Raw genomic sequence first — 481 nt, forward strand, 5'->3', positions numbered from 1 at the left:
GGATTTTCCCGGTGGGCGACGTGGATGTATCGTGGTATAGTATTACCTTTGCATCATGAAATCGGAAAAACTGCTTCGAGCCATCCTGCCGGAGGTACTCATAGATAATTTTGAAGTCGATCGTATTGACAAGGCTGCTGACCGTTTTGACATCTGGCTTGAGGAGAAAAAAGTCCAGATGCGAGAGGACAAGTACAATAACTCGATAACCGCCTATGGATTCGGCGAATATCACACGATACAGGACTTTCCCATCCGTGGACGGGCGACCTATCTGCATGTCCGCAAGCGTAAATGGCTGGATAAAAGCACGGGCGAGATATTCAGTTATGACTGGGATGTGTCGGAGTTTGACGGCACACGGCTCAATTCCGAGTTCGTGGCTTTTTTAAAAGAGGGAGATTGAAAGCACCCCCGTCAGCATATCCAATCTTGCCGCACGCAACGGGCTGAACGGACAGACACTGCGCAGGCAATACAA

At 49.3% G+C, this 481-nt stretch carries 1 protein-coding gene; it reads left to right on the plus strand.

The window, feature by feature from the left end; all coding sequences use genetic code 11:
* The first annotated feature begins 55 nt into the window (after positions 1-55).
* On the plus strand, positions 56-406 hold the full coding sequence (locus FW767_RS13020) for an ISAon1 family transposase N-terminal region protein (protein WP_121698437.1): 351 nt from the start codon (positions 56-58) through the stop codon (positions 404-406).
* The last annotated feature ends 75 nt before the right edge of the window (positions 407-481 follow it).

It is taken from the genome of Heminiphilus faecis, from assembly GCF_008728965.1.
Classification (GTDB): domain Bacteria; phylum Bacteroidota; class Bacteroidia; order Bacteroidales; family Muribaculaceae; genus Muribaculum; species Muribaculum faecis.

Bases quoted from the DNA above. Each gene is read 5' to 3' on its own strand.
- FW767_RS13020 (WP_121698437.1), top strand. From the start codon at position 56: ATGAAATCGGAAAAACTGCTTCGAGCCATCCTGCCGGAGGTACTCATA.